The sequence below is a fragment of the Roseitranquillus sediminis genome (assembly GCF_016918935.1).
In the GTDB taxonomy this organism is placed as follows: domain Bacteria; phylum Pseudomonadota; class Alphaproteobacteria; order Rhodobacterales; family Rhodobacteraceae; genus Roseitranquillus; species Roseitranquillus sediminis.
The window spans coordinates 293440-317258 of the sequence record NZ_JAFFOB010000007.1; the positions used below are offsets into that span (position 1 = coordinate 293440).

The window sequence follows — 23819 nt, forward strand, 5'->3', positions numbered from 1 at the left end:
TCGGATCGTGTCATCTGCGGTCAACTCCACATACCGGGTCCGCCGTCGTTGCTGTCGGCCTGCACCTCCGAGAAGGCTCCCGCCCCGGCGCCGGCGCCCATCTCGTGGATGAAGCCGATGAAATGGAAGATGCTGCCATAGACGGCGAGGTTGAGGTTATGGCCCGCCTCGTGGTCGAGATGCCAACCGGCGGAGTTCGTGTCGACGTAGGCGAAGTTGCCCATGTTGTAGGCCGTGTCGATGGTGTTCAGGTTGGACACCCATCCGCCGCGGGTCGCGAGCATGCCCGTCGACCAGTCCATCCGGAAGCCGTCGATGCGGAAGAACTCGATCCCGCCACCGAAGATGCTGGGGATCGACCAGAAGAAGAGGTGCCCGAGGCCGTTCAGTATCCACATGATCGCGCCGACGCCGACCACCAGCCACGACATCGGCATCAGCCAGTTCGACCAGCCGAGGATGCCCTGGTAGATCTCGTTCGACGCGATGCTGTCGACCGCCGACAGGAAGATCAGCGTGCCGAGGAAGCCGCCGAGGAACGCGCCCACCGGCCCCATCATGGCGAGGAAGGTCGCGTTCATGCCGGCGTTGAGGCCGATCATGAAGCCACGGAAGAACTCGCCGATGCCGGTGCCCTGGTTCGCGTCCGCGACCACGTAGCTGACGGTGAGCAGCGCGATGACCCCGGCGATGGCGAGAAGTCCGAAGCTGATCCCGGTGGCGAAGGCGGCCACGACGGCGATGGCGACCACGATGCCGACGATGACGCCCACCACGGCACCCACCACCGACCAGAACGACAGGCCCATCGGGTCGGTCCGATCCACCGGCCCGTTCCCGGCATAGGTGTAGAGCCTCAGCTTGACCGGCGCGTCGTCGGCGCGCTCGGGCTGGTGCAGGTAGAGCGGGTCGGGCGTCAGGAAGCGACCCATGTCGGGCGCGTACCAACGGTGGCCCATATAGACGAGGCCCGTCACCTCGTCGATGTCGTGTCGTCCGTAGGTCATCACCAGCGGCGTTCCCGCGCGCGCCCGCTCGGTCCCGAAGGGCAGGTAGACCACCTCTGCGATGCGGGTGCCGCTCTCGTCGGTGAAGAGCGTGGCGCTGCCAACCTGGTCGGAGTGGATCCACCGGCGCTCGCCGCCGCGCATGAGCGCCACGCGCCGCTGGTCCATCACGACGAAGTTCGTCGCGTGGCCCCCGCGCACCTCGACGAGACGGCCGAGGTATACAGTCTCGCGCACGACGCCCGCGGCCTCGACCAGCCGCAGCACGCGGTTCCCGCGATAGTCGTAGGCGTAGCGGATCACCGTGCCGTCGGCCTCGTGGATCGCCTCCAGCCGGTTCTTGAAGTCGTAGTCGAGGCGGCGGCCTCCCACCGCCACGACGTTGCCGCATGCGTCATGCATCACATCCTCGGCCGCGCCGCCGCCTCGCGCCATGCTGCTCGGCCGATTCGGGTGCGCAGCATCGTTATAGGCGAGCGTGACACCGCTCTCGCCGATGCGGGCGAGGCTGTGTCCGGCAGCGTAGTCATAGTTCATGACCTCTGACGCGCCCTGCCGCTCCATCTCCGCCCGGACCAGTTGGCCCAGCCCGTCATAATCGTAGATCGCGCTCGTGCCGCCGGGCGCGGCATCGTCCCGCCGGACCAGCTGCATCAGCGCGTCGTAACCGTAGCCCACGTCCTCGATCACGTTGCCGTTCGGGCCGACGCTGCGCTGGCTCCTCAGGTGGCCGACACCTGGCTCGTAGTCGAAGCGCGTCTCGACGCCGTTGGCGTGCAGCACTCGCACCGGCAAATTGCGCGCGTCGTAGTCTACCCGGTCGATGATCCCTTCGATCCGCGTCACCAGACCGTTCAGGCTGTGCGCGCGCGTGACCTCCGTCCCGTCGGGATACTTAAGCGTGACCTGCCGCCCGATGTCGTCGTGCCGAAGGGCGAAGGCGAAGCTGTCGCCCACCACGTCGATCTCGTGGCGGACGAGGTGGCCCCGGGCTGAATAGCCGTAGCGCTGGGCGCCGTCGGGATAGACGGCCTCGACCAGGCGGCCGTCGGCCTCGGGGTTCGCATCGTCGTAGACGAACGCCTCGACCGCCAGGCCGCTCACCCGCGCCTCCGTCACCCGGCCTTCGCCGTCGCGCACGATCTCCACGTCGTTGCCGCGCCCGTCGCGGGTCCGCACGATCTCGTTCGCGGCGTTGAACCACTGCGCGCGCAGGCCCGCGTCCCGATGATCGATCTTGAGCCGGTTGCCGCGGCGGTCGTAGGTGTACGCGACGATGCGGCCCGCGTCGTCAGCGATCTCGCGCACCTCACCCAGCAGGCCGACGCGGTAGTGCGTCGAGACAGTCGCGCCCGCGGTCGTCTCGCGGATCAACGTGCGCTGGTTCCAGACGTCGACCTCCTCGACTCGCGGCGTGCCCTGCTGCGCGTGCCCCGCCACATCGTCGAGCGCATCATGCAGCGTGATCCGGAAGGGCGTGTAGCCCATGCGGCTGGTGCCGCCGTTGTAGTTGCGCGACGAAATCGGGCGGCCGAGCCCGTCGTAGGACGCCTCGCGCCGCGCGCGGCCGGCGAGGTCGGGAGGCGCGAACGCCAAGTCCGCCTCCAGCGTCGGTTCGTACTCCGTCACGGTCTGCGCCCACGGGTTCTGGACGAGCCACGGGCTCACTACCACCTCGCCCGGCGCCCGCTCGACGCGCGACTGCACCTCCTTCCCGCGACCGTCGAAGTAGGTGACCGTGGCACCGCGCGTCGTCGCGTCGATCCGCCGGCTGAGGGTGCGTGACATCGGAACGCTGGCGTCGTCGTAGGAGATGAGGCGCGTCGGTGCCGCCTCGGTGTCGTCGGCGACCATGTAGTGCGTCATCCGCCCAAAGGCGTCGTAGCGCATCCGCACCCGCGCGCCCGAGGCCGAGATCAGCTCCAGCGGCTTGCCTGTGGCGGGGTCGTTGACGCGGCGGTGCTCCTTGCCGTTCACCCGCTCCGTCACGAGGTAGAGGCCGTCGCCGTCGTAGGCCGACTCGGTCAGCCGGCCCACGCCCGTCCGCTCCGTCAGGACGTGTCCCAGCGCAGAGTGGGTGCGCTCTACCTCCAGCGCAAAGACCGCAGGCCGGCCGGCCGCATCCGCCGCCTCGAAGCAGCCGAGTGACGCCGGATCCATCCCCGCGTAGTGGGCATCGAAGTCTGCGCGCGGCAGGACGAGGTGCATCTCCCGAGTCTTGAGGCCGCGGGACATCTGGCCGGCCGGAAGTCCGTCATAGAAATGGCGCGCCTCGACCAAGATACCGCCGTCGCCGTCCCGCTTCACGACGCGCGCAACGGCAAAGCGGCTCTGCTCCGCATCCGTCGCGTAGGCGACCTCGGTAACGATGCTCCGATCCTCGGCTGGCGCGCCGTCGCGCGTGCCGTGGCCGATCGCCTCCTCGCGCACGACGTTGCCGAACGCGTCATAGGTGAAGCGTCGCTCCTCGACCCGGGCATCATCGGTCCGGTCGGTGTAGATCCGCCGCGATGCGCTGACCGAGACGAAGACCCGCCGCGCCCCGTCCGGCATCGTCTCGAGCAGGTCGGCCGCGTAGTCCGTCTCCTCGCGTCTGAGCGGCCGCCCCTCGTCGGGCGAGCCGTCGAGGCTGAAGACCTCCACCTCCGCCAGCATCCGGTCGAGGTGCGCCATGTCGCGATGGGCGCCGGGCTGCCCCGCCTGGTTCATCAGGAAGCGGTGGCGCGTCAGCACGTCGGCGCGGCTGGTGTCCCCGATCTCGCGCTTCTCGACGATCGCGAAGCCCTGGAAGCGGCGGAAGAGCGGATCGAAATGCCCGTCACGGTAGCGGTATTCGGTGCGGACGGTGAGGTCGCGCACGCGGTCCGTCTCCTCCGTCGCCGCCACGACCCAGAGCGGGAACGGCAGGACCGTTGTCCACGGCCGGCCGGTATCCCGGTCACCAAGCGCCATCTCGGTTGCCGGCGCGTAATCGATCCGGCTGACGAGGCCGGTGCCGCCGTCGATGCCAGTCAGCAGGTTCGCCGGCCGCTCCGGCGACCAGGAGTAGTGCACCGCCACGGCCTCGCCGCCGCGCCGCGTGTTGTAGATGAGTCCCGCCGCGCCGCGCCCGAGGAAGTCCGCCGTGCGTATGGTGCCGGAGATCGGCTGCGGCACCACCGGCTGGTGGTGGCGCGCGGAGAAGCCGGCGCCGCCACGGTTCAGCCAGAGCTCGATACCATGCTCCGAGACTCGCACGAGGTCGGCGCAGCCGTCGCCGTTCACGTCGACGAGCAGGATCTGGTCGGGGTTCGCGTGGACCTCCGGCAGGCGCGGGCTCGACGCCATCACGATTCGCTCGCCGAACCGGCCGCGGCCGAGGTTGACGAAGTACTCGATGAGGCCGCTGCGCACCCGCACGAGGTCGGGCAGCCCGTCGCCCGTCATGTCTGCGAGGAAGGTGAGCGGGTCCGAAAGGCTCAGCGCCTCGGGCGCGGCGGCGACAGAGGGCTCGGCCCAGCCCGCGCGGCCCGCGTTGCGGTAGGCAACGAGGCCGCGCTCCGTGCTGTAGAGTGCGTCCACCACGCCGTCGCCGTCGAGGTCGCCAAGGCGCACCCTTCCGCTCTCGAACGGCGGTAGCCGCCGCTCCTGTGCCGGATAGGCCACGAACGTGCCGAAGCCGCGCGGTCCGGCGTTCGGATAATAGCCGTTGAGGGGGTTGCCGCCGATGCCCACGAGCATGTCGGGCCGTCCGGTGCCGTCCATGTCGAGGAGCTGCACTCCGTCCTCGGCAAAGGAGCTTCCGAAGGGCGCCTCCGCCATGATCCGCGGATGGCCCCAGCTGCCGTCGCCACGGTTCGGCCAGTAGACATGGCGGCCGTTCCGCTGGCTCAGGACCCCCGGCAGCGGAAGGTCGTCGAGCACGACCAGTGTCGTGTCGGGATCGTCGAGCGGCGGCGGCTGCGACGATCCTGGCGCCGCCTCGACCAGCCGGACCGAGATCGCGTCCGGATCGAAGCGCGAATAGTCGAAGCGGAGCGGCGGCTTCACGACCGCCGGCTGCCCGTCACGGTGGCCGGAAAGCTGCGCCGCCTCCAGCACCGACCGCCCGGTCGCGGGATCCTGCGCATAGCCGAGTGCCAGCCGCCGGAGCAGCTCGTCGCCCGCCACCAGGCGCAGCTCAATCGCCGTGCAGCGCAGCCCGATCCGGCGCAGAAAACCAGCACGGCCGTTCAGAACGGGGTCCGGACGCGCCTTGTAGGCGAAGTCGACGCGATAGGTGGCGTAGGCGATGCTGGCGGGATAGGCCCAGCCGTCCTCGACACGCCACGTGTAGACGGCGGCGTTGCCGCAGGCGTCCTCCTCGCGCTCGAGCAGCCATGCGATGGGCCGGTCCGGCGTCGCCGGGTCGGTGATCCGCATGCCTTCGCTCTCGCCGAAGACGAAGCGGCGGCCGTCGCGCTCGGTCACCACCCAGTGGTCGCCGTCGCGCCGGTAGTGGGTGAAGCCGGTCTCGCGCTCCGGCGCGAAGGTGCCGTCGCCCCGCGCGTGCAGCACGAGAGGCCCGTCGAGAAAGACCTCACGCGTGTCGAGCGCGCTCAGCCCGTCGTCAAGCCGGCGCCCGATCTCTCGGATCTGCAGCGACCACCCATGGCCAAAAGCCCCGTTCCCTCGCGCGTGGCTGTATTCCAGCCGAATGCGCGGCCGGAACCCTGCGATTCCGTCGGGCAAGTCGAAGGGGATCGCGTAGGTGGCCTGCCCGCTGTTGAGGTCGAGCGAGAAGGCCTCGCCCAGCCCTGCAGTGAAACCCGTCCCCGACGGCGGGGAGGAGGCGGTCTCGCTGGCGCCGGTGCTTTCCATCATGCCGCTCCGTCACCCGCGATAGTCGAAGTCGTACTCGACGAAGAGGGCGAGGTCGGTCAGCCCCGCGAGGTCGAAGTCAGGCGCGTCCGACTCGACCGTAAAGGTCATAGTGTCGAAGAGCGGCCGCCCGACCGGGTCCAGGAAGGCTGCGCCGTCGGCCGTGCCGTCCGCGTCGAGGACGAAGGTATGCTCCGCGCCCAGCGCCTCGTAGGCGACGCGGACCCGCAGCCCGGCGACGCCTGCGCCCGACGCTTTCAGCGTGTAGCCGGTGAGCGTCTGGTCCACCTGGTTCGCCGGGAAGAGGCCGGGTGTCAGCGCCAGCCGCGCTGTGCCCTGGCTGCGCAGGAAGTAGAGCTCGTCCGGCGCGTAGAGCCTGAGCGAGATGCCGCGGGAGGCGCTGCCCGAGGTTGGCAGCGCGTCGCGGATCATCGTCTCGAGCCCCGGATCGTGGAAGCCGTCGTAGGAGACCACCAGATGCACGTCGAGGATGTTGCGCAGGTCGAACGTGTTGGTGTTGCGCGGCAGGTCGAGCCGCCACATCGTCGCCACGCCGTTGTTCTCGAAGAGCCTCAGCTCGTTCGGGTCGAGCTGGAAGACGATCGCGTCGCGCCGCACGTCGTATTCCGAGAGCGGCATGACGTCTGCCGGGTAAACCTGCATCTCGACCTCGCCCGACTTCTGCCGGAACTGCGAGACACCGATGTTGCGCAGCGTGCCGTGCAGTCCCTCGGTGCCGTTGAGGCCGATCACCACCAGCTCCACCTGCTTGACCTTCTGCAGGTAGAAGCCGGGATAGAGCCGGTCGAACTGCTCCAGCGTCGTCTCGAAGTAGGTGCTGCCGGTCGCGAGCAGCCGCTCGAACGCCATCGGATAGCTGTCGGCGAGCGAGACGGAGTGCTTCATCGGCGCCTTCTTCGAGCGCGTCCGGATGTGGTCGAGGGTGAAGTAGTCGATGTCCGCCAGCAGCGCGTCCGAACCGAGCAGGCCGTTCAGGTGCGTCTTGCCGTACTCGAACTTGATCTTGCGGAGGTCGCGCCCGGTCTCGGCGCGATAGGCGACCTCCATCATTACGGCGCCCTCGATCGCCATGTCGAGATAGCGCGACGTCAGCCGCCCCGCCTCCCGCGCCAGATTGTACCACATGGCCGAGGTGAACTCGCGCCCCTTCAGGAAATCGAGGTTTTCCTGCGCGTGCTGCTTCTGCAGCTTGGCCATCTCTATCCGCTGCCGGGCCACGTCGATCCGCGCCTCGGCCTGGTCGATCTGCGCCTCGGCCACCTGCTCATAGGCCTGCGCCGAGGCGATCTCGCGCTGCAGGCGGTTGCTCTCGAGCTCGTTCGAAATCTTGCCGCGCCGATAGGCCAGCTCCTTCAGCACCACGCTGCGGCGCTTCTTCTTCGAGCTGTAGTAGTGGCCGTTCCAGGTCTGCTTGATTTCGTCGTCTTCATCTACGGCGGCGGCCGACGCCCACGCCTCGGCCTGGGACAGCTCCAGCAGCTCCCACCTGACGTTCTGGAAGTCATTGTTCGCCTGCTGAGCGTTCTGGCGCTGCACCCGCGCCGCGTTGCGGTTGGCGCGGGCCACCTCCAGGCCCGCCTGCGCCTCGTCAAGACCTCGCCGCTCCAGCTCGACGGATGCCTGCGTCAGCTCGACCTGCTGCGCCATCTGGTCCTCGCGCAGCTCCTCGAGCTCGCCGCCGGACTGGAACTGGATGTACATCTGCTCGACCTGCGCGGCGTGCTGCGCGAAGTAGCGTGCGACGTTCTGCAGGTACTCGAAGCTGAAGGGCGGGGTCGCGACGCTGATCCCGAGGTAGTTGAGCCCGGCGTCGATCTTGAAGAGCTGCATCCGCGCGTGCATCAGCGCCATGGCGATCCGCGGGTTGTCGTCGTCCGGCTCGTTGCTGACGAAGCGCCGCGTGATCGTGCGCTCCGCCCGCTGCCGCATTGCGACGAAGCGCGGCGCGGCGTAGAGCGGCGAGCCGCCGTCGACGGTCAGGTCCAGCCGAAGGACGCGCGAATACATCTCGCGCGCCGGGCCGAACTCCTCGATCTCGTTTCTGGCGTGCCGGTAGAGCCGGTCGCCCCAGTCGTTGTAGAGCTCGGCGAGGCGGATCCAGACGTTCACCACCTCGACCACCTCATTGAGGTACTTGTAGTCGAGCGTTCCGAGATACTCCGCCTCCGCCGCCTCGTAGTCGCCGAGAGCCGCGAGGCAGTCGCCCATCGCCATAGGGATCACCCAGAGCGAGACGTGGGTGAGGTAGGCGATCGTCGTCGCAGGGTTCGCGACGTAGCCGGTGAGCACCGCGATGTCGCGCGTCGTGCGGATCTTCTCGAAGAATGCGGAGAGGTTTGTCGAGGCGTTTCTGTCGAGCGCGACCCGCTGCAGCTCGTGGTCCGAGGCGAGCACGGCGAGCGTCCGGTCCGATCTGCGCGAGATGAAGGCCTCGGAACTCAGTAGGCGCGCCGGCTCGGCCGCGATGACGGCAAGGTCCTCGGCCGCGGCGGCGTCACGGCTGGCGGGCTCACGCGCCGGGGGTTCGCGCCTCAGGACCGGCGTATCGGCCAGCCGGCCCCCGAGGACCGCCTCGCCACCGCGGGCGACCGGCGTCACGGGCCGCGCGGCGAGGTCGGTGCGTCGCAGCGTGGCACCGCGGATGTTCGCGCGCGCAGCGGGCGAGAGGACGGGCGAGAGGTCCGCCGGCTCGGCCTCCGGCGGGTTCGGTCTGATCACCGGGTGAAGGTTCTCGGCGCTCTGCAGACCGCGCAGGTCGGCCGCGACGCGCCGCGCCCGCTCGTCGTCGCCCCGGCGCACCAGCGTGCCGGCCAGCGTTGCCATGGTCGCGGCCCGGATCTCGGAGCGCACGTCGGGATCGTCGTCTGCCAACGTCCGCTCCAATGTGCGGATCGCGTCGTCACGGTCACCGGCCTTCTCCTGAGCCAGCGCCACGTCGTGCCGCAACGCCGCGCGCGTGCCGGGATCACCCGAAAGCGCCGCCGCCTGCTCGAACGCCTGTGCCGCTTCGCGGAACTTGCCGCCGTCGAAGCGGATCGTCGCCTCGTCGATTAGGCGGCCCACCTTTGCCTGGTCGTCGGCGACGCCGACCACCTCGAACGAGTCGAAGGTCTTGTCGAGGCCGCGGGAGAGCTCGACGGCGCTTCCGGTGACGGAGTCGGGCAGCGCCGAGCGCGCCGGCTTGCGCGCCTCGAGCATGGCCGCCGACTTGGCGACGATGCTGTCTGCCGAGGCGGCCATGCGGGTTGCCGTCCAATCGATCAGTTCTGCGTTGACGATGCTGAGCGAGGGGCGCAGCGCTACTGCCACGATGCCGCGCACGTGCCTGTAGCGCGCGAGCGCCGCACTGTACTTGCGCGCCATCAGCAGGCGGTTGGCGGCTGCGAGCTGGGCCTGAACGTTGCGTTCAAAGGCGGTCTCGGCTGTCTCGACCTCATATGTCTTTCGCTCGGGGAAGAGCTGGAAGTCGATCACGAAGGAATAGCGATTCTCGAGGAAATAGGCAGGTTCCATGGGTTCCTCCCATCACGGCCTGCAAGGTCGGGCAAGAAAGACGTTCGGGTAAAAGACGGCGACGAGGCGCCGGGCACATCGACTATGCGCCTCATCCTACACGCGATCAGCGATTCGGGCGAGCAACCCCACGGCGCGAGGTCCTGGACCAGCGGGTTCCGGCCGCCGTCACTCCCTCGGTGGGATCGGGCGCGTCAGGATGAAGACGGCGACGAGCGCCAGGACGACCCCCTGCACCGCAATCAGCGGCGCCGGAAGTCCGAGCAGCAGGCCGAGGACGAGCGAACCGGCCATCGCCGCGACCGAGGCCGCCTTGGCCGCGGGCGCGATCGCACCATGACGCTGCCAGTTCCGGATCGGCGCGCCGTAGCGCGGATGGCCCGTCAGCCAATCATGCATCCGCGGCGACGACCGCGAAAAGCCGACGGCGGCGAGGAGCAGGAAAGGCGTCGTCGGCATCACGGGCAGAAACAGACCGATGATGCCGAGCGCGGTCGCGCCGAAGCCAAGCGTCAGCCAAGCGATGCGCCGCACGTCCATGCCGCTGACCTAGGCGGCGGACCGGCAGTCGGCAACCCGGAGGGAAGCGGCACCGGACACGGCGCGCCCGGTGCCGCTAGATTCAGAACGGGCTGTCGGGGAAGTAGTACTGCGCCGCGTTCTCCGGCGTGACGAGCACTGAACCGATGATGAAGTCGCCTGACACCGGCGCGTTTGAAACGAAGTTCAGCGCCGTCAGCTCAATCGCCGTGGCGATCATCGCCGGCGGGTAGGTGACGTTGGCCGGCACCATCTCGTCGCCCTCCTGAACGCGCTGGATCATCTCCTTCATGCCGGCGCCGCCCAGCACCCACATCTCGTCCGCGCGGCCTGCCTGCTCGATGGCGGCCAGCGCACCGATGGCCATGTCGTCGTCAGATGCCCAAACGGCGTCTATTTCCGGGTAGCGCGACAGGAAGTCCTGCATCACCGTGAAGGCGTCGTCGCGGTTCCAGTTGCCGTGCTCCATCCCCAGGATCTCGATGCCCGAGCCCTCGATCGCCTGCTGGAAGCCCTCGACGCGCTCGTTGTCGATGGTGGTCGGGATGCCGCGCAGCACCACGATGTTTCCGCCATCCGGCATCCGCTCGGCGAAGAATTCGCCCGCCACGCGACCGAAGCCGGGGTTGTCGCCCGCGACGTAGAGGTCCTCGATCCCCTCCTGACTCAAGCCGCGGTCAACGACCGTGACCCAGGTGCCCTGGTCGGCGACGCCCTGCACCGGCCCGGTCAGCGGCTCCGATTCGAACGGGAGCACAACCAGCGCGTCGATGTTGCGCGTCGCCACCATGTCCTCGATATCATTGACCTGCTTGCCCGGGTCCGACGCGGTGGCGAGCACGAAGTCGAGCTGCTCGTAGGTTGCCTCCAGCCGATCGATCGCCTCCTGCGCATGAAAGTTCATGCCGCCCGCCCAGCCGTGGGTGGCCGCCGGGATCGAGACGCCGATCACCGCCGTCTCCTGCGCCGATGCCGGCAGCGCCGCGAGCGCGAGTGCGGCGATAGCCGCGTGGCTCCTGAAGTTCATATCGTTCCTCCCTTGGTGTTGACGCGGCCCTAGCGGGACGCGGCCCTGCCGCGTTGCATGACGACGGCAAGGATGATGATGACGCCCTGGATCGCGCCGTTGAGGTATGGGCTCACGACGTCGGTCAGGTTCAGGATGTTGCCGATCAGGCTGAGGATCAGCACGCCGACGACGGTGCCCCAGACCCGGCCGTAGCCGCCCTTGAGGACCGTGCCGCCAATGATGACGGCCGCGATCGCCTCAAGCTCCCACAGGAGCCCGGTCGACGACGAGGCGGAGCCGAGGCGCGGCACGTACATGATCGTCGCGACGCCCACGAGGACACCCAGCATGATGTACGTGGCGGTGCGCACCTTGTCGACGTGGACGGCGGAATAGCGCGCCACCTGCTCGTTCGAGCCGGTCGCGGCGCAGTGCCGCCCGAAGGCCGTGTGCCGCATCGCGAGCTCGCCGAGAATGGCGACGATGGCGAAGACGATGATCGGCCAGGCGACGCCGAGGAGGCCACCATAGTAGACCGGGCCGTAGAGCGTGCGCAGGTCGAAATCGAGCGAGAGCGTCCCGCCGTCGGCGAGCCAGGTGACGAGACTGCGGTAGATCCCCATCGTGCCCAGCGTCACGATGAACGCCTCGATCCGCCCCCGCGTCACCAGCAGCCCGTTGATCGCCCCGGCAACCAGTCCGGCCACAAGCGCCGTCGCCATGCCGGCGAGGATCGTCGCGACGCTGACCCCGAGGGTCGGCAGGAGCGCGTTCATCACGAGGATCATCAGCCCGGCGATGAAGGCCGCCATCGACCCGACCGACAGATCGAGCCCGCCCGAGGTGATGACGAAGGTCATGCCGACCGCGATGATCCCGATGAAGGCGGACCGCGCCAGCACGTTCGTGATGTTGCCGTAGCTCAGGAAGTTCGGGTTCAGCAGGATGCCGATCACGATCAGCGCGACGAGCGCCAGAACCGGACCCAGGACGTGGAAGTCCAGCCGCATTCCGCGCCGCGTCCCTCGCGCCTGGGTCTCCGTCGCCGTCATGCTGCCTCCCCGGACCGGCCGAGGCCCATGGCCAGCCGGACGATCGCTTCCTCGTGGATGTCCCGCCCCTCGAGCTCGCCGGCGACTCGACCGGCCGCCATGACGATCACCCTGTGGGCGAGACCGATGACCTCCTGCATCTCGGACGATACGACGATCACCGCACGCCCCGCGGACGCGAGGCTGTGGATGATGCCGTAGATCTGTTGCTTGGTGCCGATGTCGATGCCGCGGGTGGGCTCGTCGATGATGACGATGTCGGGCTCCGCCAGCATCGTCTTTGCAAGCAGCAGCTTCTGCTGGTTGCCGCCCGAGAGGTGCCCTGCGGCCATGTCCCGCGTGGCGGCACGAATGTCGAAATCCCGGATCGCCTCGTCCAGCGCCCGGTCCTCGGCCCGCTTGTCGATGAGGCCGCGCGTGAAGCGGTGGAGCGCCAGGAGGGTCAGGTTCTCGCGCAGCGGCTTGTCGAGCAGCAGGCCGCGCTGCTTGCGGTCCTCCGTCAGGTAGACGAGGCCCGCGTCGAGCGCGGCCCCGAAGTCGCCCCGCGGCAGGCGCCGCTCGCCGACGAAGACCGCGCCCGTCGCCTCGCGCAGTCCGACGACGCCCTCCATCAGCTCGGTGCGGCCCGAGCCGACGAGGCCGGCGAAGGCCAGAACCTCGCCACGACGCAGAACGAACGAGGCGTCGCGCACGCGTCCCGGCACCGTCATCCCGCGCACGTCCAGCACCGTTTCGGTCGACGGCGCGGCGGGCTTTGGCGGGAACAGGTCGCTCATCTCGCGCCCCACCATCGCCACCGCCATCCGGTCCTCGGTCAGCCCCGCCGCCTCCTGCGCCAGAACCACCTCGCCGTCGCGCAGCACCGTGACCTCGTCGGCGATCCGCGCGACCTCGTCGAGCTTGTGCGACGTGAAGAGAATCGCCGCACCCTCGGCGCGCAGCCGGTCGATCAGCTCCAGAAGGACGCCCGTCTCACGCCGCGTCAGCACCGCCGTCGGCTCGTCCATGATCAGGACGCGCGCCTCGCGCGCCAGCGCCTTAGCGATCTCGACCATCTGCTTGTCCGAGACGGACAGGTCCGAAACCCGACTGCGCGGGTCGATCCGGCAGTCGAGCCGCACGAGGAGCTCCGCTGTCCGCGCCTGCATCGTCCGGTGGTCGAGGAACGGCCCCCGGCGCAGCTCGCGCCCGAGAAACACATTCTCCTCCACGGTGAGCTGCTCGGCCAGGTTAAACTCCTGATGGATCATCACGACGCCGGCCGCTTCCGCCGCCTCCGACGACGCGAAGGCGGCGGAGGCGCCTTGCAGAAGGACCTCTCCCTCGGACGGCTCCAGATAGCCGCCCAGGATCTTCATCGTGGTCGACTTGCCGGCGCCGTTCTCCCCGATCAGCGCGTGCACCGACCCGGGGCGGAGCGCCAGGTCCACCTCGTGCAGCACCTCGATCGGTCCGAACCGGCGCGAGACGCGCCGCAGCGCGAGGGCCGGTGGCGCCGTCACGCCAGTGCGACCCATGCCGCGTCGTCCCGCGAGGACCGGACGCAGGCGTCGACGAAGCGCACCCCCAGCAGGCCGTCGGAGATCCCCGGATACTCGACGTCCGCCGGAGCGGCCGCACCGCTGCGGTGCGCCCGGATCGCAGCCGCGGCCTCGGCATAGATGTTGGCGAAGCCCTCGAGGTAGCCCTCCGGATGACCCGACGGCGTCCGGCTCATCCGTGCAGCGGCCGCGCCCGCACCTGCGCCGTTACGGCTGATCAGGCGCTTTGGCTCGCCGAACGGCGTGTACCAGAGATGGTTTGGCTGCTCCTGCTGCCACTCGAGGCCGCCGGTCTCGCCATAGACCCTCAGCCGCAGCGAGTTCTCATTGCCGGGCGCGACCTGACTGCACCACAGCATCCCGCGGGCCCCGCCGGCGAAGCGGAGCATGACATGCGCATTGTCGTCGACCTTGCGCCCCGAGACGAAGCTCTGCAGGTCGGCACTCAGCCGCTCGATCTCGAGCCCGGTGACGAAGTGCGCCAGATGCAGCGCATGGGTGCCAATGTCGCCGGTCGCACCCCCGACGCCTGACCGCTGTGGGTCCGTCCGCCACTCCGCCTGCTTGTTGCCCGGCTCCTCCACCGTCAGCCAGTCCTGCGGATACTCGACCTGCACCACGCGGATCGAACCCAGCGCGCCTTGCTGCACCATCTCCCGTGCCTGCCGCACCATCGGATAGCCGGTGTAGTTGTGGGTCAGGACGAAGAGCGCGTCCGACGCCGCCACAGCATCGGCAAATCGCTCGGCGTCCTCCAGCGTCGACGTCAGCGGCTTGTCGCAGATGACGTGGATGCCGCGGCCCAGGAACTCGCGCGCCGCCGGATAGTGCAGGTGGTTCGGCGTCACAATGGCGACCGCCTCGATCCCGTCGGGCCGCTCGGCCTCGCGCGCCGCCATGACGGCGAAGTCGTCGTAGGTCCGATCTTCGGCGAGGTCGAGTTCACGCCCCGACGCCCGCGCCTTCTCCGGCGTCGAGGCCAGTGCGCCCGCCACCAGCTCGAATTGTCCGTCGAGCCTGGCCGCAATCCGGTGCACCGCGCCGATGAAGGCGCCCTGCCCGCCGCCGACCATCCCGAGGCGGATCGGCCCCACGCGCTCCGCGAACCGGCTCATTGGGAGAGTCCATCGCAAGAGACGTTGCTATATCTCAGAGACGGCGGACTGGCCGGCGTCGTGACACGCAGGCCCCAATCGGGGTTGGCAAGAAGGTGATCGGCTGGATCCTCCAGCGACCGGTAGTAGACGCCATTAGACGTCTCGTTGTGACCATCACCCGGCGGATGGCAACGGTAGTCCTCGGTTTCACCTAACCGGTCCGGTTTGACGCCTTCACCCTTGAAGTAGTTAGCTTCAAGTTCACTTCCGTCGGGCTCGACCACGCACACTCTCATCGGTCCAGTCCCAGCATCCGGCGATTCGCCGCAGCGTCGCTGCCGCCGCTCGCGAAGTCGTCGAAAGCATGCTCGGTGACGCGGATGATGTGATCGCGCACGAAGGCCGCCCCCTCGCGCGCGCCGTCCTCGGGGTGCTTGAGCGCACATTCCCACTCGACCACCGCCCAGCCGTCGAAGTCATTGGCGGTGAGCTTCGAGAATACCGCGCCAAAGTCGACCTGGCCGTCGCCGGGACTGCGGAACCGCCCCGCCCGGTCGACCCATGACTGGTAGCCGCCATAGACGCCCTGGCGCCCGGTGGGGTTCAGCTCGGCGTCCTTGACGTGAAACATGCCGATCCGATCGGCGTAGATGTCGATGTTGTCGAGGTAGTCAAGCGCCTGCAGCACGTAGTGCGATGGGTCGTAGAGCATCTTCGCGCGCGGATGCGACCCGACGCGGTCGAGGAACATCTCGAAGCTGATCCCGTCGTGCAGGTCTTCGCCCGGATGGATCTCGAAGCAGAGGTCGACGCCGACCTCGTCTGCGTGGTCGAGGATCGGGCGCCAGCGGGCGGCAAGTTCGTCAAAAGCCGCCTCGACCAGCCCCGCCGGACGCTGCGGCCACGGATAGACGAACGGCCACGCCAGCGCGCCCGAGAAGGTGCCCATCGCGCCAGCACCGATATTGCGCGAGGCGGTCAGCGCCTTCTTGACCTGATCGACGGCCCACTCCTGCCGTGCGTTTGAGTTGCCGCGGACAGACGGATCGGCGAAGCCGTCGAAGGCCTCGTCGTAGGCGGGGTGGACCGCAACCAGCTGGCCCTGCATGTGGGTCGTCAGCTCGGTGACTTCGACACCGTTCTCCTCGGCCTGGCCGCGGAACTCGTCGCACCAGTCTTTCGACCCCGCCGCCCGGTCGAGGTCGAAGAGGCGCGCGTCCCAGCTCGGGACCTGAACACCGGCATAGCCACATCCGGAGGCCCAGCGCGTGATCGCGTCCCAGGAATTGAACGGCGCCTCGTCTCCGGCGAACTGCGCCAGGAATAGCGCGGGGCCCTTCATCGTCCGCATCGGCAACCTCCCTGCGGGCAGGGCTGATCCCCGCTCCACCACGGATGCTAGCCGAGGGATGTAATCGTTTACAAGCCTCTTTGATGCGTCGAAAGTCGCACCATGACGCGAAGGTCGATCAGCATCAGGGACGTGGCCGCGTCGGCCGGGGTTTCCGTCGCCACGGTCAGCCGGACGCTGAACAGCCCCGCGCAGGTCGCCGCATCCACACGGCAGGCGGTGCTGGAGGCGATCCGCCAGACAGGCTACGCGGCGAACGAGGCCGCGCGAAACCTCAGACAGCGGCGCACCGGCGCCGTGGTGGCACTGGTCCCGAACATCGCCAACCAGTTCTTCTCCGAGATCCTCGCCGGTATCGCGGAGGTCATGTGGCCGGCGGGATACAACCTGCTGATCGCGGACACCGAGGCGGACGGGCAGCGACCGCACCGCTTGCCCTACATCGACAGCAACCGGGCGGACGGCGTCATCCTCTTCGACGGCGCCGTTCCGGCCGAGAAGGTCTCAAGCGCCGCAGGGCGCCGCGCGCCGCCGGTCGTGATGGCGTGCGAGTGGCTCCCCGGGCTGAGCCTGCCGCAGGTGCGGATCGACAACGTGGAGGGCGCGCGCCTCGCCGTCGCATACCTGGCGGAGCTGGGGCACCGGCGCATCGGCCATGTCTCGGGCCCGGCGGCGAACGTGCTGACCCGCGCGCGGATGGAGGGGTGGTGCGCGGTCCTCGACGGATGCGGCCTGCCGAGACCCGAGGAATGGCTCTTCTCCGGCGACTTCACTCTGGACGCGGGCATGATCGCGGCGCGGCGCTGGCTCGCACTCGACGAGCGGCCGACCGCGGTCTTCTGCTCGAGCGACACGATGGCCTGCGGCTTCATCGGTGCGCTTGCGCGAGCAGGGGTGGCAGTGCCGGACGACGTGTCGGTCGTCGGCTTCGATGACATCGATCTCGCCGCGCATCTGCACCCGGCGCTGACGACGGTGCACCAGCCGCGCCGCCGCATCGGCACCGCGGCTGCCGAGGCGCTGCTGACGCTGATGGCCGGCGGCAAACTGACGAATACCGACACCGTCCTGCCGGTCGAACTGACGGTGCGGGCGAGCGCCAAACCTCCACGCTGACAACCGCCGATTGCTCCGGCGCTGCGCCGGCCTAGGCTTCTGCATGGACCGCGGGCGTACGGAGCAGGCGATGGCAGACGGACAGGCAAACCGCCTCGACCAGCTGAAGGCGCGGATACCCGGCGTCTTCAGGGCATTCGGCAACTTTGCCCTGTTCGCGGTCAAGCGCTTCTATGCCGACGGCATGGGCATGGCGGCGGCGGCGCTGACCTACTCGACGCTGCTGGCGCTCGTGCCGCTCATGGTGCTGACCTTCGCCATCCTGTCGGGGTTCTCGGCGTTCGACACGGTGCGGCTGAGGATGGAGGCGATGTTCTTCGACATCTTCGTCCCGGAGGTCGGGGTCGAGGTCGAAAGCTACCTGTCCGAGTTCTCGCGCAACGCCACCAATCTCACCGCCGTCGGCGTCGTTGCGCTCGCCGTGACGGCGGTCATGCTGCTCTCTACCATCGAGTTCACGCTGAACCGGATCTGGCGGGTGGAGCGGCCGCGCCCGATGGGCGTGCGGCTCCTCATCTTCTGGACGATCCTGACGCTCGGACCGCTGCTCCTCGGGGCGAGCTTCGCCGCGAGCAGCGATACTCTGACGCGGGTCGTGACCTGGGCGGAACAGGGTGTCTCTTCGGTACCGATCGGCGTCTCCACCTCGGTGCTGAACACCGTCGTGGCGATCGTGGCGCAGGCGGCGGCATTCACGCTTCTCTTCATCCTGGTTCCCGCCCGGCCGGTGCGGCTGCGCGATGCGGCCATCGGTGGCGCTATCGCCGGCGTCGGCTTCCAGGTACTCCGGTGGTGGTTCAACAGCTTCCTCACCAGCGGCTCGACCTACGAGACGATCTATGGCGCGGTAGCCGTGATCCCGATCTTTCTCTTCTGGGTCTATGCGTCTTGGACGGTCATCCTCTTCGGAGCGGTCTTCGCCGCCTCGTTCCCCGACTGGTGGAAGAGCCGCGATGCGGTGCCGGTCCAGGCACTCAGCCCGGCGCAGCGGCTTGAGGTGGCGGTGGCGCTGCTCGGCGTGCTCGCAGGGCAGGCGCGGCACGGCGGGAGTGTGTCCGAGGCGAGACTTCAGGAGGCGGCCCCGCTCGAAGGGCGCGATGACGTGATCGAGGCGCTGTTGCGCGAAGGCTATGCCGTCACCACCGAGGACGACTGCCTCAGCCTCGCGCGCGACCTCCACGTGACGACGGTCGAGGACCTGGCGCGCGACTTCGGCCTCGCCCTCGGCCGCGCTGCGGGTGGCGACGACGGAGCGGATGCGAACGCAATGTCCGACGTATCGGAGGCCGCCGGCGGACTTCCCGCACTGCTCGACCGCCTCGGCGAGGCCGAGCGCGGGATCCTCGAGCAGCCGATCTGGGACATCCTTCCGGCCGCAAACGACCGCGAGCCGGTCGTGCCGATGACACCCGCGCGCGGGGCGCCGGTCCGCAAGGCCAGATGAGCCGGCTTGGACTGGGGCGGCGCATCGCGTAATCGAGAACCTCCGACCAGAAAGACGGCTACGAAAAAATGCTGCTGCACCTTGTCTCTCGTCTGGCGCGGCTGCGCGCGCTGCTTCTCGTTCTCGCCCTCGGCGTCATCGGTGCTTCGGCAGCCGCTCAGGATACCGCGCCCAAAGAGACGCCGGTGCCGCCGGCGGAGACACTGCTCGAGATCCTGCGCGACGACACCAGCCGGCAGGCGCTGATCGCCGAACTCGAGCGGCTGACGGAGACCGAGGTCGAAGAAGCGGTCGAGGCCGAACCGCCCGTGGCGCAGTCCGTCGGACGCCGGATCGCGAATGTCACGCAGGAGGCCGCAAACTCCGCCGCCGAAAACCTGCAGTCGTTCTGGTCGTCCCTCAGCGACGCGCCTGACGCGCTCGACGGGCTGGCCGATCTCGACCTGGAGATCATCTTCGACGCGTTCGGCGAGCTCCTCCTCGTCATCGTCGCGACCGTTGCCGTCTTCCTGACGCTGCGGGGCCTCGCGATACCGATCTACCGGCGCATGGGATTGAGGGCGCGCTCGGCGCGCCTGGGACACCGGACACTGATCTACTTCGGGTCGGGGCTCATGGACGTGCTGGTCGTGGTCGGCGCGTGGGCGATCGGCTACGCGATCGCAGTGCTCGCACTGGGCCAGTTCGGCGATATCGGCATTCGCGAGACGCTCTATCTCAACGCCTTCGTCGCCGTGGAAATGGTCAAGGTCGGCATGCGGATGCTGCTGTCGCCCTCCACCGGCGACCTGCGCCCCCTTCCCGTCGGCGACCGCCCGGCGCGCTACCTCTCGCGTCAGGGCAACGTGATCTTCAGCCTCTTGGGCTACGGACAGCTCCTCGTCGTGCCAATCGTCAACGAGAGCGCTTCGTTCGGCACCGGGCGGGCGGTCGCGACGCTGATCTGGGTGCTCGCGATCCTCTACGTGGCGGTCCTCGTCTGGCGGAAGCGCAAGCCGGTCGCGGCGTGGCTCATCCGGCAGACGGCACCTACCGAGCCGAGGCCCGAGGCGGTCGACGACGCGCCCGTGATGACACCGGTCGAGGCCACGACCGAGGATCCGGATGCGACCGAGCCGGCTTCCGCCGAGCCGGCTGCCGCAATCCCGCCACGGGTCGAAACGGCACGAGCCGAGGACGAGGTCGTGCGGCCGGCCCCACGCCGCTCGCGGCTCGCCCCCGTCGCCAACGCGTGGCACTGGATCGTGCTCGCCTACCTTCTCGCGATCCTGGTGATCGTGCTGACGGAGCCCGGTGATGCCGTGGTCGACGCGCTCGCCGCCTCGGCCAAAATCGCGGTCGCGCTGATTGTGGGACTCGTCCTGTCGGGCCTCCTGGCGAAGGCAATCGCGCGCGGGATCCACCTGCCGCCCAGCGTCAACGAACGTCTGCCGCTGCTCCAGCGCCGGCTGAACCGTTTCGTGCCGCAGGCGCTGCTGGCGCTGCGCCTCGTCATCCTGATCGCGCTCGTGTTCTACACGATGGATGTAGTCGGCCTCTTCGATGCTGGCGGCTGGCTCGAGAGCGACTTCGGCCTGCGTTTCACCGGCACCATCGTCAGCGTGGCCGTGATGCTGCTGGTCGGCTTCCTGATCTGGATCGCGATGACCTCGTGGGTCGACTACCGCCTCAACCCCGACTTCGGCGACGTTCCGACGGCGCGGGAGCAGACCCTCCTGTCGCTCCTGAGGAACGCCGCCACCATCGCGCTCCTGATCCTGACGCTGATGTTCGTCCTCTCGGAGATCGGCCTCAACATCGGGCCCCTGCTGGCCTCGGCCGGTGTGCTCGGCCTCGCGATCGGCTTCGGCGCGCAGAAGATGGTGCAGGACATCATCACCGGGATCTTCATCCAGTTCGAGAACGCCATCAACGTAGGCGACGTGGTGACCGCGGGCGGCATTACCGGCGCGGTCGAGCGGCTGACGATCCGCTCGGTCAGCCTGCGCGACCTGACCGGCGTCTATCACATCATCCCGTTCTCGTCGGTCGATCTCGTCTCGAACTTCACGCGCGAGTTCTCGTACTACGTGATCGACATGGGCATCGCCTATCGCGAGAACGTCGAGGAGGTGAAGCGGGCCATGATGGACGCCTTCGACGAGCTGCGCCGCCACCCAGACCAGGGCGCGTTCCTGCTGGGCGACCTCGAATGGTTCGGCCTCGATGCGTTCGGCGACAGCGCCGTCATCCTGAAATCGCGGATCAAGACGCTGCCCGGCAAGCAGTGGGGCGTCGGCCGCGCCTACAACGAGATTGTCAAGCGCATCTTCGACGAGCGCGACATCGAGATCCCGTTCCCGCATCAGACGATCTATTTCGGGCAGGACAAGGGCGGCAACAGCCCGCCCCTCCGCGTCGCGGACGCGCGCGACGATGGCTAGCGCGGCCGGCGACGACTGGTGGAAGCGCGGCGTGATCTATCAGATCTATCCGCGCTCGTTCCAGGACAGCGACGGAGACGGCATCGGCGACCTGCGCGGCATCGAAAGCAGGCTGCAGCATCTCGCCGAGCTCGGGGTCGATGCGATCTGGATCTCGCCGATCTTTCCGTCGCCGATGGCGGACTTCGGCTACGACATATCGGACTATTGCGGCATAGACCCGATGTTCGGCACGCTCGAGGACTTCGACCGGCTGCTGGCCGCCGCGCACGATCGGGGGCTCAGGCTCCTGCTGGACTTCGTGCCGAGCCACACCTCCGATCGCCACCCGTGGTTCGAGGAGAGTCGCGCATCGCGGCAGAGCGCGCGGCGCGACTGGTATGTCTGGCGTGACCCGGCGCCGGGCGGCGGGCCGCCCAACAATTGGCTGAGCGAGTTCGGAGGACCCGCCTGGAGCTTCGACGAGGCTACCGGCCAGTACTACCTGCACATCTACCTGCCCCAACAGCCGGCGCTCAACTGGCGCAATCCGGACGTGCGAAGCGCGATGCTGGACGTCCTTCGCTTCTGGTTCGAGCGCGGGGTCGACGGGTTCCGCGTCGACGCGGCCGAGCATCTCGCGCCCGACGAGCATCTGCGTGACAACTATTCGAACCCGGACTGGCAGCCGCACATGGGGCCGGCGCGCAGCATGTTCCGCACCCACACCGCGCACCAACCGGAAGGGCACCGCGTTGTGCGCGAGATGCGCCGAGTGGCCGATGCCTATCCCGACCGGGTGCTGATCGGCGAAGCCTACGGCACGATCGAGGAGGTCGTGAGCTACTACGGCCCGGAACTCGGCGGCTTCCACCTGCCGTTCAATTTCGCGCTGATCGACGCGCTGTGGGATGCCGCGCACATTGCGGCGCTGGTCGATGACTACGAGGCCGCGCTGCCCGAGGGGGCGTGGCCGAACTGGGTGCTGGGCAACCACGACCGCGCCCGGATCGCCAGCCGGGTCGGGCCGGCTCAGGCACGGATCGCGGCGATGCTGCTGCTGACCCTGCGCGGCACCCCGACGATCTACCAGGGCGACGAACTCGGGCTGGAGAACGCGGATGTGCCGCCCGAGGCGGTGCAGGATCCATGGGAGCTGAACGTGCCGGGTCAGGGTCTCGGGCGCGATCCGGTCCGCACGCCGATGCCGTGGGATGCCTCGCCCGGCGCGGGCTTCACCGCCGGCCGTCCCTGGCTGCCGATCTCCACCCAAACGAACGTGGCGGTGCAGGCGCAGGAACCGGCGTCGATGCTGACACTCCACCGGCGCCTCTTGACTCTGCGGCGCGCGGAGCCGGCGCTGTCGGTGGGCTCGTACCGGACGATCTCGGCACAAGACGATGTCTTCGTCTACGAGCGGCGCCACGCGGACCGACGCCTCGTCGTCATGCTGAACTTCTCGTCCGAGCTCCGACACGTACGCCCGTCCGGCCGGCTCGTTCTTTCCACCAATGTCGACAGGAGCGAGTTCGACGGCACGCTGCTGCCGGACGAGGGGCTGGTCCTCGACGAGTCCTAGCGACCGAGCCGCCGTGCCAGCACCGCCCTGACCACGTCCTGCAGCGGATCGGTCGCGCTCTGGCCGCCCACCGCGCCCATCGCCTCCTGCACCGCTGCAACCTCGGCCGCGAGCGCACCGTGAAGGCCGAGCTCGTCGTAGGTTGCGGCGCTTTCGCGCATTTCCGCCGCCCGCCGCCGGCCGTGGCGCAGCGTCCGCTCGAACTGGTAGTCGGCATGATCGGGCCAGCCGAGGCCGGGAAAGCTGCTCGAGAGCGAGGTCAGGATCTCGTCGAAGCAACCCGCCGCCTCGGCCGCCAGCAAGGCTTCGACGGTGAGTGTCTCCAGCCCCTTTACGAAGAGCGAGCGGATCATCTTGATCGCTGTCGCCTCGCCCGGCTGGTCGCTGATCACGCGGAAGTTGAAATCAAGCCGCGCCAGTGCCGCGTCCGTCGCCTCCGGACGCCGCCCGGCCACCAGCACGGGGGCACGATGGCGCTGCGGATGCACAGGCGCCATCACCGCCATGTCCACGTAGTGCGCCCCCCTGCCCTCGATCAGCGCCGCCGACTCCCGCTTGCGACCGGGCGAGACCGAGTTGATGTCGATGAAGGTCCGACCATCGCCCAACCACGGCGCGACAGCCTCGGCCGCGATATGGCTCTGGTCCGCCGTCACCGCGCTGAAGATCCAGTCCGCCTCGCCCAGGGCAGCGGCGTCCTCCGCGCGCGCCACACCGCGGCTTCGCATCGCCTCCGCCATCTCCTCCGACCGAGCCGCATCGTCCAGCAGGATGTCCCAGGCCTGAATCCTGAGCGAGCCGTCGTGCTCGCGGAGGCTGTCGGTGAAGGCGCGCGCCGCCTCGCCGAAACCGATGAAGGCTATCTGCATGTCCTGATCCCCGAAGACGTCAATCTTGCTTCCGTTCAGCCCGCCGCAGCCTGAGGCATCCGGCGCGCCGGCGCGCGTCGCGTCCCCGACGTCCTGCGCGATGAGCCGCTCCACGTCCAGATCTTCCGCGACATCGCGCGCGGCCCGGGGTTTGGCCGGACCCCGTGTGAGACGATGCCTGATCGACGCGCGCAGTCCTCCGCGTCAGCTCCACCAGTCTGGCCGCGCTGGGCCGGCGCACTTTCGGGGCCGGAAAGCGCAAGCCGCGCCGTCTCGCTCATGCAAAGGGCCCGTCGCGTCTCCACGGCGGGCCCTTACCTTTTCCGATCCGCGGAAGAAGCGTTACTGGATGATCTTGCTGACGACGCCGGCGCCGACGGTGCGGCCGCCTTCGCGGATGGCGAAGCGGAGCTTCTCCTCCATCGCGATCGGCGCGATC

At 68.7% G+C, this 23819-nt stretch carries 15 protein-coding genes; 4 read left to right on the top strand and 11 right to left on the bottom strand.

Annotated features, from left to right (window positions below):
• Positions 1-20: 20 nt before the first annotated feature.
• The 9 genes from JM664_RS04800 to JM664_RS04840 all read right to left on the bottom strand — a co-directional run bounded on the left by JM664_RS04800 (position 21) and on the right by JM664_RS04840 (position 15970).
• A complete protein-coding gene (locus JM664_RS04800) occupies positions 21-5846 on the bottom strand; it encodes a toxin TcdB middle/N-terminal domain-containing protein (protein ID WP_227418765.1) in 5826 nt (1941 codons plus the stop codon).
• Between the two features lie 12 nt (positions 5847-5858).
• Entirely contained in the window at positions 5859-9380 is a 3522-nt protein-coding gene (locus JM664_RS04805) for a Tc toxin subunit A-related protein (protein WP_227418766.1), read from the bottom strand.
• 168 nt (positions 9381-9548) lie between these two features.
• Positions 9549-9920 carry a YbaN family protein gene (locus JM664_RS04810; RefSeq protein ID WP_227418767.1) on the bottom strand — a complete coding sequence of 124 codons (372 nt, stop codon included), beginning with the start codon at positions 9918-9920 and terminating at the stop codon, positions 9549-9551.
• Positions 9921-10002: 82 nt separating this feature from the next.
• Positions 10003-10947: an ABC transporter substrate-binding protein gene (locus tag JM664_RS04815; protein WP_227418768.1), complete on the bottom strand. Its 945-nt coding sequence runs from the start codon at positions 10945-10947 to the stop codon at positions 10003-10005.
• A 29-nt stretch (positions 10948-10976) separates the two neighbouring features.
• Positions 10977-11981, bottom strand: a complete 1005-nt coding sequence (locus tag JM664_RS04820; protein WP_227418769.1) for an ABC transporter permease — start codon at positions 11979-11981, stop codon at positions 10977-10979.
• The gene (locus JM664_RS04825; protein WP_227418770.1) at positions 11978-13498 is read right to left on the bottom strand and encodes a sugar ABC transporter ATP-binding protein; all 1521 of its coding nucleotides are present in this window, start codon (positions 13496-13498) and stop codon (positions 11978-11980) included. The genes JM664_RS04820 and JM664_RS04825 overlap by 4 nt, the downstream gene beginning before the upstream one ends.
• Positions 13480-14637 (bottom strand): Gfo/Idh/MocA family protein, encoded by a 1158-nt coding sequence (locus JM664_RS04830; protein ID WP_227418771.1) that lies wholly within the window; start codon positions 14635-14637, stop codon positions 13480-13482. The genes JM664_RS04825 and JM664_RS04830 overlap by 19 nt, the downstream gene beginning before the upstream one ends.
• Positions 14634-14903: a hypothetical protein gene (locus tag JM664_RS04835; protein WP_227418772.1), complete on the bottom strand. Its 270-nt coding sequence runs from the start codon at positions 14901-14903 to the stop codon at positions 14634-14636. The genes JM664_RS04830 and JM664_RS04835 overlap by 4 nt, the downstream gene beginning before the upstream one ends.
• A gap of 8 nt (positions 14904-14911) precedes the next feature.
• Positions 14912-15970: a sugar phosphate isomerase/epimerase family protein gene (locus JM664_RS04840; RefSeq protein WP_227418773.1), complete on the bottom strand. Its 1059-nt coding sequence runs from the start codon at positions 15968-15970 to the stop codon at positions 14912-14914.
• Positions 15971-16072: 102 nt separating this feature from the next.
• On the opposite strand from JM664_RS04840, the gene JM664_RS04845 reads away from it, so the two are divergent.
• The 4 genes from JM664_RS04845 to JM664_RS04860 all read left to right on the top strand — a co-directional run bounded on the left by JM664_RS04845 (position 16073) and on the right by JM664_RS04860 (position 22511).
• Positions 16073-17086, top strand: a complete 1014-nt coding sequence (locus tag JM664_RS04845; RefSeq protein WP_227418774.1) for a LacI family DNA-binding transcriptional regulator — start codon at positions 16073-16075, stop codon at positions 17084-17086.
• Positions 17087-17156: 70 nt separating this feature from the next.
• A complete protein-coding gene (locus JM664_RS04850; protein ID WP_227418775.1) occupies positions 17157-18530 on the top strand; it encodes a YihY family inner membrane protein in 1374 nt (457 codons plus the stop codon).
• Positions 18531-18598: 68 nt separating this feature from the next.
• Positions 18599-20953 (top strand): mechanosensitive ion channel domain-containing protein, encoded by a 2355-nt coding sequence (locus JM664_RS04855; protein WP_227418776.1) that lies wholly within the window; start codon positions 18599-18601, stop codon positions 20951-20953.
• Positions 20946-22511, top strand: coding sequence for an alpha-amylase family glycosyl hydrolase (locus JM664_RS04860; RefSeq protein WP_227418777.1), 1566 nt, complete (start codon positions 20946-20948; stop codon positions 22509-22511). The genes JM664_RS04855 and JM664_RS04860 overlap by 8 nt, the downstream gene beginning before the upstream one ends.
• Here JM664_RS04860 and JM664_RS04865 read toward each other — a convergent pair.
• Positions 22508-23494, bottom strand: a complete 987-nt coding sequence (locus tag JM664_RS04865) for an NAD(P)-dependent oxidoreductase (protein ID WP_227418778.1) — start codon at positions 23492-23494, stop codon at positions 22508-22510. The two genes, JM664_RS04860 and JM664_RS04865, sit on opposite strands and share 4 nt — an antisense overlap.
• 228 nt (positions 23495-23722) lie before the next feature.
• Positions 23723-23819 (bottom strand): EF-Tu C-terminal domain-related protein (locus JM664_RS04870; protein ID WP_227418795.1); only part of this gene is annotated, 97 nt, incomplete at its 5' end.